This is a genomic window from Falsirhodobacter sp. 20TX0035 (assembly GCF_028307215.1).
Classification (GTDB): domain Bacteria; phylum Pseudomonadota; class Alphaproteobacteria; order Rhodobacterales; family Rhodobacteraceae; genus Falsirhodobacter.
In genome coordinates this window covers 75,670-85,127 of the sequence record NZ_JAQMHV010000013.1, presented here as the reverse complement: position 1 = coordinate 85,127, position 9,458 = coordinate 75,670, and the positions used below count along the sequence as shown (strand labels likewise).

Here is a 9,458-nt window from a genome sequence, read left to right as displayed (position 1 = left end):
CAGGCCCCGCGCAAACCGCATCAGGGGGGTCAATATTGGGCGCCGATAAGGGGTCAGTTTTGCGCGCCGATTGACAGGCGGGCAGGCACAATTCCTGCAACGGCCGGTGCCAGTCCAACGCGGGGGCCAGATCGCGCCGCTCCTCGACCGGCTGCGCGAAAGGCTGGACCAGGATTGGCCCGTCAAGCGCATGGCGCGAGAAAGCGGGATGAGCCTTCGCACCTTTCTCCGCCGCTTCCGCGACGCGACCGGCGTCACACCCGGCGGCTGGTTGATCGAGGAACGTGTAGAGGCAGCCAAAGTTCTGCTGTGCAGAGGGCGTCTGGGCATCGAGGAGGTTGCAGTCGCCGTGGGATTTGCGTCCGCTCATGCATTGCGTCACCACTTCCGCACCAGGACGGGCCTGTCACCCGTCGCATACCGGCAGCAATTCCTTTCGACAGAAAAGGCCTCCCCCGAATGACGGCTTTGGGCTCTTTCTTCATCCTCTACCCCTGCCCCTGCGGCCTCGGAAGCTGATGCGGAGATCGCGGTAGTGGCCGCGATCGCTGATCCGAAGGACAGCCGCGCCTCCGCTCCGCTCTGGCGCTCCTGACACCTTTCCATTTCTTAGGTCCGCCTGCCATCCGGCCGGCGCTCTGAACACGGGCTCTGGTGCCGCTGCGCGTCAGCCTCCACGGAAAAATCCGGTTCCTCCCGCGCCAGGGCGCGGGCCCCTCCTAATTTCACCGCTCCGGCCCCGTGTGTCAGATCACCGTCCGGCCGCAGGCCGGGCTGCGCCCACCCTGCTTTGCCCTTCGGATGACATGAGGTCATCCAAAGTGAAAAGCACGGATGGCTTCGCCACTTGGCGGATCAGAAGGGCGCGAACGGGAAATGTCGGACACACACGCACGAGGTAGTTTCGTGACGCAGAAGGCAGTTTTGCGCGGTGTTCACAAGAAGAGGGATGGCGGACCCGGAGCGATTCGAACGCCCGACCCTCAGATTCGTAGTCTGATGCTCTATCCAGCTGAGCTACGGGTCCGTTGAGAGGCGATTTACCGATCAGCGGGGGGGTCCGCAAGTGGAAAAACGACAAGGATGTAAAAATCACGCAGAGCCCAGCGTTTCGCCCTTCGGCAGGCGGATCAGGAACTCGGTCCCCGTCTCGCCGGAGTTGAGGAGTTCCAGCCGTCCGCCATGGCCGCGCACCAGTTCGGACGCGATGGCAAGGCCGAGGCCTGAGCCCCCCTTGCGCGCCCCGCCCTGAAAGGCGGTGAACAGATGCTCGCGCGCCTTGGGGGGCAGGCCGGGGCCGGTGTCGCCCACACGCACCCACCATTCGGCGTCCGCCTCGCCGCCGGCCACCTCGATGTTACCCGGCTCGCCCGTGGCCTCGATCGCCTGGCGGGCGTTGCGCAGAAGGTTCGACAGCACGCGATAGAGCTGCTCGCGGTCTGCACGGATCATCAGGCCCGCCGGCACGTCCAGAACGGGGGCCACCACGCCTTCCTCCGGCAGTTCGGCCTCCAGCACCTCGTCCACCAGCATGCGGAGGGAGAATCGGGTCATGGAGGGCGGCGGCTCCTCGGCCTTGCCGAAGGCCAGCGTCGTTTCGCACAGGGACACCGCGCGGGTGATCGAATTCACCAGCTTCGGCGCCGAACGCGCCACCACCGGGTCCACGCTGTTGCCGATTCGGTCGGCGAACAGCTGGGCCGAGGTCAGGATGTTGCGCAGGTCGTGGCTGATCTTGGCGACGGCCCCGCCCAGCTGGGCCAGACGCTCCTTCTGGCGAAGGTTGCCGGTCAGCTGGGTCTGCATGGACCGCAGCGCCTCCTCGGCCTCGCGGATCTCGGTGATGCGGGTGTTGGGCTGGATGGTGCGGCGCGCGTCCTCGGGCGCCTCTGCATAGACGGCCATGTAGGCGACCAGCCGGCGGATCGGCAGCACCATCAGCTTCTGCACGGCGACGAACAGGATCGCCGCCGTCACGATCGAAATCGCGGCCGAGATCACGAGGATCCGCAGGCTGTAGTCGATCATTGCGGTGCGAAGGGGGGCGGTGGACATCGCCACCTCGATCAGGTCGCCCCCCTGCTCCACCGGGTTGCCGATCACGCGGATCACCCGATTCGTCGGATCGGCGAAATCCTGAAGCGCGTCGCGGATCAGGGCGGCGTGGCTGATCATGCGCAGGTCGAACGTCTCGTCGATGGGCTGGGGGATGGGCGAGGACAGGACCAGCTGGCGCACCGCGTCGCGCCGCAGCACCACGTTGTACACGCCCGCGTTGTCCAGAAGCTCCTTCTCCAGCTGGGGGGAGATGGTGTCGTCCGTCGTCAGCAGCGCAAGGCTGGCCAGCTGCGCCTTTTCCAGCCGCATCTGCAGATAATCTTGCCGGAACCGCGCGATCGACGGCACAAGGATCAGCACCTCCGCCAGAAGGACGAAGACCACCGTCAGCATGAGGAAACGGCCCGAAAGAGAATTCAGAAAGCCCGATCGTCCGATCTTCACCCTGTCCAACCCCGATTGGCACCCTCGCGATGCCGTCACTACATAAACCGCCGTCGCGCCGTCTCAAAGGGCAGAACGACGCGGCGGTTGACTTGGACCGCCTGTCCGCTTATGAGGCGGGCTTCGAATACATGACGTCCGAATCCCACAAGCGGCACTCGGGCAAGTCCGTCTTATGGAGTTTCGCAATGAAGCGCACGTTTCAACCGTCGAACCTGGTTCGCGCCCGCCGTCACGGCTTCCGCGCCCGCATGGCCACCAAAGGTGGTCGCGCGGTTCTGAACGCCCGCCGTGCCAAGGGCCGCGCCAAGCTGTCGGCCTGATCTTTCGGGACGACGACCTGACATGCCGCCGGTTCGAAAGATGCCGGCGGCCTTGTCATGTCCGGGGGTGATCATGCAGATCCTGGCACAACGGGCGGATTTCCTGCGGGCGGCGCAGGCACGGCGGCAGGGGGCGCAGGGCTTTCTGCTGCAGGCCCGCGCGCGCGACGATGACGGCCCGATGCGGGTCGGCTTCACCTGTTCCAAGAAGCTGGGCAACGCCGTGGCCCGCAACCGCGCCAAGCGCCGCCTGCGCGAGATCGCGCGCCTTGTGCTGACCGAGGCCGGCCGGCCCGGCTGGGACTACGTGCTGGTGGGCCGTCCGGGCACCACCGCCACCCGGGATTTCGCCGCTCTGCGCGAGGATCTGCGGCTGGCCCTGCGCCAGGTCCACAAGTGAGCCCGCTGGCCCATCTGGCCGCCCTGCCGGTCCGGGCCTATCGGTTGCTGCTGTCGCCCTGGGTCGGGCATGCTTGCCGCTTCCAGCCCACCTGTTCCGTTTATGCGCTGGAGGCGCTGGAAAAGCGCGGGGCGCTTGTCGGCACATGGCTGACGCTGCGCCGTCTGGCCCGGTGCCACCCCCTTGGCGGATCCGGCTACGACCCCGTGCCCGAAAGGAAACGCTGATGCTGGACGAGGCCGACGACATCCACCCGCTGTTCCACGAAGCCCCCAAGACGACGGAGTTCCGCAAGCTGCGCAAGCGCCTTGTGCGCGAGGTGCGGGACGCGATGGGCACCTATGGCATGATCACGCCTGGGGACCGCTGGCTGGTCTGCCTGTCGGGCGGCAAGGACAGCTACACCCTTCTGGCGGTTCTGACCGAACTGAAGTGGCGCGGCCTGCTGCCCGTGGACCTGCTGGCCTGCAATCTGGACCAGGGACAGCCGAACTTCCCCGCGACCGTTCTGCCCGACTTCCTGACCCGGATGGGCGTGCCCCACCGGATTGAATACCGCGACACCTATTCGGTGGTGATGGACAAGGTCCCGCAGGGCCGGACCATGTGCGCGCTGTGTTCGCGCCTGCGCCGCGGCAACCTGTATCGCATCGCGCGCGAGGAAGGTTGTTCCGCCGTCGTGCTGGGCCATCACCGCGACGACATCCTCGAGACGTTCTTCATGAACCTGTTCCACAGGGGGCGGCTGGCCACCATGCCGCCGCGCCTTCTGAACGAGGATGGGGATCTGTTCGTGCACCGCCCCCTCGCCTTCGTGGCCGAGGCGGATTGCGAGGCCTTCGCCACCGCCATGAACTATCCCATCATCCCCTGCGACCTGTGCGGATCGCAGGACGGGCTGCAGCGCCAGCAGGTGAAGCAGCTTCTGGACGGGTGGGAGGCGCGCCATCCGGGCCGCCGCCAGATCATGTTCCGCGCCCTGATGAAGGCCCAGCCTTCGCACCTGCTGGACCCGACCCTGTTCGATTTCGCGGGGTTGATGGCCGGCACGGCCGGTTCCGACGTCCCGCCCAGCCTTCGCGCGGCCGAATGACGCCGTGCGCCCCGGGGGAAAAGGCTTGACCTTTGCCCCCCCCTTCTGTTGAACCACCGCTGACCCGCGGACTGAAAAAGGCGCTATCGGCCTCATGGAAAACACCAAGAACCTCATCCTCGCGATCGTCCTCAGCCTTCTGGTGATGCTGGGATGGTTCTGGCTGTTCCCACCGGAACAGCAGGCGAACGACCCTGCCGAACCGGACGCCGTCAGCACGATGGAAGACACGCCCGTGACGCAGCAGGCCGACGCCCCCGCGCCGGCCGATGCGCCCCGCATCTCCATCGACACGCCGGAACTGTCGGGCTCGATCTCCACCCAAGGGGGGCGGATCGACGACCTGCTGCTGAAGGGCTATCACGTCACGCTGGACGACAATTCGGACAACGTGCGCCTTCTGACCCCGGTGGGTGAGGATCACGCCTACTACACCCTGCAGGGCTGGGTGCCGGCCGGCGGTCTCGACTTCCCCGACGTGCCGGGTCCGGACACGGTCTGGTCCGTGCAGGGCCAGGGCACGCTGACGCCCGACACGCCGGTGACGCTGCAATGGCAAAGCCCGGCGGGCCTTGTCTTCACGCGCACCATCGCGGTCGATCAGCAATACATGTTCACGGTCACCGACCGCGTGCAGAACACCGGAACGGCCGAACAGCGTCTGGCCCCCTATGGCATGATCGCGCGCCACGGCACGCCGGTCGACCTGCAGGGCTTCTTCGTGCTGCATGAAGGCGTCGTCGGCCGCGTCGATGGCGAGCTGATGGAGACGAAGTACAAGGCCGTCCGCGACCTTCCGCAAGTGCCGCGCGAAGGCGCGCAGGCCGAGTTGCACGAGGCGACGGCCGATGGCTGGATCGGCTTCACCGACCACTACTGGATGACCACCCTCATCCCGCAGCAGGGCCAGGCCTTCACGGCCGTGGAGAAATACCTCGCCCAGCAGGACGTGTTCACGACCGAAACCCGCATGCCTGTCATGACGGTCGCGCCGGGCGCCACGATCGAATCCTCGCAGCGCGTCTTTGCGGGCGCCAAGGAATGGGCCACGATCCGTCACTACCAGAACGACCAAGGCGTTCCGGGCTTCATCGATTCCATCGACTGGGGCTGGTTCTTCTTCCTGACGAAGCCGATCTTCCACGTCCTGCACTGGCTGAACGCGCATATCGGCAACATGGGCGTGTCCATCATCGCGCTGACCTTCCTTCTGAAGGCGCTGGTTCTGCCGCTGGCCTACAAGTCCTACGTGTCCATGGCGCGGATGAAGGAACTCCAGCCCGAGATGGAGGCCCTGAAGGAACGTGCGGGCGACGACCGCGCGAAGCTCCAGAAGGAGATGATGACTCTCTACAAGGAAAAGAAGGTCAACCCCGCGGCGGGCTGCCTGCCGATCCTGCTGCAGATCCCGATCTTCTTCTCGCTCTACAAGGTGATCCTGGTCACGATCGAACTGCGCCACGCCCCCTTCTTCGGCTGGCTGCAGGATCTGTCGGCGCCCGATCCGTCGTCGCTGTTCAACCTGTTCGGCCTTCTGCCCTGGGCCGCGCCCGAGGCGGGGACCACGCTGGCCATGGTCTTCATCGGCGTGCTGCCCATCCTTCTGGGCATCTCCATGTGGCTGCAGCAGAAGCTGAACCCGGCGCCCCCGGATCCGACGCAGCAGATGATCTTCGCCTGGATGCCCTGGGTCTTCATGTTCATGCTGGGCCACTTCGCCAGCGGTCTCGTCCTCTACTGGATCACGAACAACCTGATCACCTTCGGCCAGCAATACCTGATCATGACCAGCCACGGATCGCGGCCGGACGTGTTCGGGAACATCCGGACCAGCTTCAAGCGGAAGAAGGCGGCCGAAGCCACCGCCGCCGCCATCGAGCAGAAGAGCAAACGCAAGAAATGATCCTGTCCTCCATCTGGCGGCACCCGATCAAGGCACACGGACGCGAGGAGATCGCGTCCGTTCTGCTTTCGGCCGGCGCCTGCCTGCCCTTCGACCGCCACTGGGCCGTCGCGCATGAGGCGGCGAAGATCACGGACGGCTGGATGCACTGCGCCAACTTCTCGCGCGGGGCGAAGGCCCCTGCCCTGATGGCCATCACGGCCCGGCTGGAGGGGGACATCGTCACCCTGTCCCACCCGGACCGCCCGGACCTTGCCTTTTGCCCGGACGAGGGCGCGGACCTGCCCCGCTTTCTGGACTGGGTGCGCCCCCTGATGCCCGCCCACCGCGCGGCGTCCGCCCGGATCATGCAAGCGGATCGCGGCATGACGGACAGCGAGTTTCCGTCGGTGTCGATCCTGTCCCTGTCCTCGCTGGCCGATCTGTCGGCGCGGATGGGCACGGACCTGTCGATCCACCGCTGGCGCGGCAACCTGTGGCTGGACGGCCTGACCCCCTGGGCCGAATTCGACATGATCGGGCAAAACATCGCCATCGGCGACACCGTCCTGCGGATCGAGGAGCGGATCACCCGCTGCAAGGCCACCACCGCCAACCCCGACACGGGCCATGTCGACGCCGACACGCTGGCGGCCCTGTTCACCCATTACGGCCATCGCGATTTCGGCGTCTATGCACGCGTGATCCGTGGCGGCGAGATCGCCAGAGGAGATACGGTGCGCCCATGCTGACCTTCACCCTTGCCCCCGAACCGGACGACTTCGCGCGCGAACGCGGCCGCCTCTTGTTCGCCGGCCCCGTGGACTTCGTCAAAGGCGTCGTCGCCATGTCGGGCCTGCCCCCCGCCGACCGGGTGGAGGTGTGTTTCGCCGGACGCTCCAACGTCGGCAAATCGAGCCTGATCAACGCGCTGACGGGGCGCAAGTCGCTGGCCCGCGCGTCCAACACCCCCGGCCGCACGCAGGAGATCAACTTCTTCACGCTTGGCGAGGAGAAATACCTCGTCGACCTTCCGGGCTACGGCTATGCCGAGGCGCCGGTCGCGATCGTGGCGAAGTGGCAGGCGCTTTTGAAAAGCTATCTGGCGGGCCGCACCACCCTGCGCCGCGCCTTTGTGCTGATCGACACCCGCCATGGCGTGAAGAAGGTCGATGACGAGATCATGAGCCTTCTGGACAAGTCCGCCGTGACCTTCCAGACCGTGCTGACCAAGGCCGATAAGGTCAGCCGGGCAGAGCGTGAGGCCACGATCGAACAGGTGAAAGGGGCGCTGCAAAAGCACCCTGCCGCCTTCCCGGAACTGGTGGTCACAAGCTCGGAAAAGGGGGACGGCATCGAAACCCTGCGCGCGATCATCGCCTCGCTGCAATGACGCACTAGGTCACGGGGCGGAGGAGACCCATGCCAGCCGACGAACGCGACACCCCCGCCCCCGACCGTTTCGAACAGCCCGCCCCCGACACGCGCACCGGCGCCGAACGCGGAGGACCGACCTCCCCCGCCTCGGCCGATCCGGGGGCCAGCGGGACCGCCACGCCGGGCAAGGCCTCCACCTCGCCCTTCGTGCCGCTGAAGCATCCGGCCTTCCGGATGATCTGGACCGCGACGCTGGTCGCCAATCTTGGGACCCTGATCCAGAACGTGGGCGCGGGCTGGCAGATGGCGCTGCTGACGCCGTCGCACGACATGGTGGCGCTGGTGCAGGCCTCCACCACCCTGCCGGTGATGATCCTGGCGGTGGCCGCGGGCGCGCTTGCCGACAACTTCCCCCGCCGCCGCGTCATGCTGGCGGCGCAAAGCTTTCTTCTGGTCATCTCGGCCCTGCTGGCGGTGGTTGCGTTCCTCGGGCTGCTGACGCCCTGGACGCTTCTGGCCTTCACCTTCCTTCTGGGCTGCGGCAACGCGATGCACCTGCCCTCATGGCAGGCTTCCATGCGCGATCTTGTCCCGCGCGAGGATCTGCCCGCGGCCATCACCCTGAATTCCATGAGCTTCAACCTCATGCGGTCGATCGGGCCGGCCGTCGGGGGTCTGATCGTGGCCAGCGCCGGGCCCGCCGCCGCCTTCGCCCTGAACGCCGTCAGCTACACCGCCGTGATCTGGGCCCTCGCCCGCTGGCAAAGCCCGCAGGAGCGGCGCATCCTGCCGCCCGAGCGGCTGGGGCACGCTATGGCCGTCGGCATCCGCTATGTCGCGCTGTCGCCGAACCTGTCGCGCGTGATCCTGCGGGGGCTGATCTTCGGCACCGGCTCTGTCGCCTCCTTGGCGCTGCTGCCCGTCATCACCCGCGACATCCTGGGGGCCGAGGCGGAAACCTTCGGCCTGATGCTGGGCGCCTTCGGGCTGGGCGCCATCGCCGGGGCGCTCGCCTCGCCCCGCCTGCGCGCCCATCTGCGGATCGAAACGCTGATCGCTGGCGCCTTTGCCGTGAATGCGGTGGGGCTGGTCATCGTCGCCTTTTCGACCGCACGGCCATTGACCATCCTGGGCCTGATGCTGGCCGGTTCGGCCTGGGTCAGCGCGCTGTCGCTGTTCAACGTGTCGGTGCAGCTGGCCACCCCCCGCTGGGTGGTGGGGCGCGCGCTGTCGATCTATCAGACGGCGACCTTCGGCGGCATGGCCATCGGCAGCTGGATCTGGGGTGCCTTGGCCGAGGACATCTCCATCCCCACCGCGCTTTTGCTGGCGGCGGCCCTGCTGCTGGGCGGCTGCCTTCTGGGGCGGGTCTGGCCCATGCCCGACTTTTCGGACATCAACCTCGATCCCGCGAACCGGTTCAGCGCCCCCGCCCTGCGGCTGGACCTGAAGGCGCAGTCGGGGCCCATCATGATCATGGTGGACTGGGACATCCCGCCCGAGAACACCGAGGCCTTCCTGAAGGCCATGGCCCAGCGCCGTCGCGTGCGCATCCGGGACGGGGCGCGGCAATGGTCGCTGCTGCGCGATCTGGAAAACCCCGACATCTGGATCGAAACCTATCACGTGCCGACTTGGGCCGAATACATCCGCCACAACATCCGACGCACGCAGGCCGATGTGGAAAGCTTCGACCAGCTTCTGAAGCTGCATCGCGGGCCCGAACGCCCCCATGTTCACCGCATGATCGAACGTCAGACGGTGCCCGTCACCGACGACATCATCATCCCCCCGAAGGTTCCGTGATCCTTGGCAGACCCGGTCAAAGCCGCTAGTCCTGAGCGCGAACCCCGAGGATTCCCGATGAAGAAGCAGCTTGCC

At 66.6% G+C, this 9,458-nt stretch carries 10 protein-coding genes and 1 tRNA gene; 9 read left to right on the top strand and 2 right to left on the bottom strand.

All coding sequences use genetic code 11. From position 1 onward, the window contains the following. The first annotated feature begins 190 nt into the window (after positions 1-190). Positions 191-463, top strand: a complete 273-nt coding sequence (locus tag PIJ50_RS16445; RefSeq protein WP_442900742.1) for a helix-turn-helix domain-containing protein — start codon at positions 191-193, stop codon at positions 461-463. 487 nt (positions 464-950) lie between these two features. On the opposite strand, the gene PIJ50_RS13470 is transcribed toward PIJ50_RS16445, so the two are convergent. Together PIJ50_RS13470 and PIJ50_RS13465 are read right to left on the bottom strand one after the other, a co-directional pair. After that, a tRNA-Arg gene (locus PIJ50_RS13470) sits at positions 951-1,027 on the bottom strand. Positions 1,028-1,092: 65 nt separating this feature from the next. Further along, complete coding sequence (locus PIJ50_RS13465) at positions 1,093-2,451, bottom strand: sensor histidine kinase (RefSeq protein WP_271975952.1); 1,359 nt, start codon at positions 2,449-2,451, stop codon at positions 1,093-1,095. Positions 2,452-2,690: 239 nt separating this feature from the next. Here PIJ50_RS13465 and rpmH point away from each other — a divergent pair, with 239 nt between their 5' ends. The 8 genes from rpmH (at position 2,691) to PIJ50_RS13425 (ending at position 9,383) form a co-directional block, all read left to right on the top strand. Next, on the top strand, positions 2,691-2,825 hold the full coding sequence (gene rpmH / locus PIJ50_RS13460) for a 50S ribosomal protein L34 (RefSeq protein WP_271975947.1): 135 nt from the start codon (positions 2,691-2,693) through the stop codon (positions 2,823-2,825). 22 nt (positions 2,826-2,847) lie between these two features. Then, complete coding sequence (gene rnpA, locus PIJ50_RS13455) at positions 2,848-3,225, top strand: ribonuclease P protein component (RefSeq protein WP_271975946.1); 378 nt, start codon at positions 2,848-2,850, stop codon at positions 3,223-3,225. Further along, positions 3,222-3,452: a membrane protein insertion efficiency factor YidD gene (gene yidD, locus PIJ50_RS13450; protein WP_271975945.1), complete on the top strand. Its 231-nt coding sequence runs from the start codon at positions 3,222-3,224 to the stop codon at positions 3,450-3,452. Before rnpA ends, yidD begins: the two co-directional genes overlap by 4 nt. Next, the gene (ttcA, locus tag PIJ50_RS13445; protein WP_271975944.1) at positions 3,452-4,318 is read left to right on the top strand and encodes a tRNA 2-thiocytidine(32) synthetase TtcA; all 867 of its coding nucleotides are present in this window, start codon (positions 3,452-3,454) and stop codon (positions 4,316-4,318) included. Before yidD ends, ttcA begins: the two co-directional genes overlap by 1 nt. Positions 4,319-4,412: 94 nt before the next feature. Continuing rightward, the gene (yidC, locus tag PIJ50_RS13440) at positions 4,413-6,221 is read left to right on the top strand and encodes a membrane protein insertase YidC (RefSeq protein WP_271975943.1); all 1,809 of its coding nucleotides are present in this window, start codon (positions 4,413-4,415) and stop codon (positions 6,219-6,221) included. Then, complete coding sequence (locus tag PIJ50_RS13435) at positions 6,218-6,952, top strand: MOSC domain-containing protein (protein WP_271975942.1); 735 nt, start codon at positions 6,218-6,220, stop codon at positions 6,950-6,952. Before yidC ends, PIJ50_RS13435 begins: the two co-directional genes overlap by 4 nt. Beyond that, the gene (gene yihA / locus PIJ50_RS13430; protein WP_271975941.1) at positions 6,946-7,593 is read left to right on the top strand and encodes a ribosome biogenesis GTP-binding protein YihA/YsxC; all 648 of its coding nucleotides are present in this window, start codon (positions 6,946-6,948) and stop codon (positions 7,591-7,593) included. The genes PIJ50_RS13435 and yihA overlap by 7 nt, the downstream gene beginning before the upstream one ends. Positions 7,594-7,622: 29 nt before the next feature. Further along, a complete protein-coding gene (locus PIJ50_RS13425) occupies positions 7,623-9,383 on the top strand; it encodes an MFS transporter (protein WP_271975940.1) in 1,761 nt (586 codons plus the stop codon). Positions 9,384-9,458: the final 75 nt, after the last annotated feature.